This window comes from Oleiphilus sp. HI0117, from assembly GCF_001635235.1.
On the sequence record NZ_LWGA01000803.1, the window covers coordinates 1 to 645 of the forward strand.

Below are 645 nucleotides of genomic sequence, written 5' to 3' on the forward strand. Positions count from 1 at the left end.
GGGATGAGGCAGTCAGCCTGGTTCTTCAGTTATTAGATCTGCCTTGGGATTTTTCGACTGAACTATGGTCTTGTCGTCTGGCAGACGAAGAGAAGGCGCTTATCTTAGATGCGATTAAGCGCAGAACAAAAGGCCGAGAGCCACTGGCTTATATCACCAAACAAGCTTGGTTTTGTGGTTTGCGCTTCAATGTCGATGAGCGAGTGCTCATACCTCGCTCTCCGATTGCCGAACTCATCGAGCATCATATGGAACCTTGGCTATTAAATGAGCCTGAGCGAGTGCTTGATTTATGTACCGGAAGTGGTTGCATCGGCATCGCTGCCGCTTTGGAGTTTGAAGAGGCGCAGGTGGATTTGTTTGATATATCAGTCGATGCCCTGGCCGTGGCAAAGTCGAATATTGAATTGTATGAATTAAATGACCGGGTTCAGGCGTTTTCCTCTGATCTTTTCAGTGCTTTGAGCGATCCTTCGCAGTTCTCGGATGGTGAACATGTTCGTTACGATTTAATTTTGTCGAATCCGCCTTATGTTGATCAAAACGATTTTGACAGCATGCCCGAAGAGTATAGTGCTGAGCCTGTATTAGGCTTGGTTGCAGGGCCTGACGGGCTGGATATTGTCAGACGAATTCTAACGGAAA

At 47.1% G+C, this 645-nt stretch carries 1 protein-coding gene; it reads left to right on the top strand.

The features are described 5' to 3' along the window. The coding region (prmB, locus tag A3757_RS13225) for a 50S ribosomal protein L3 N(5)-glutamine methyltransferase (RefSeq protein WP_068739768.1) at nucleotides 1-645 on the top strand (645 nt) is incomplete at both ends.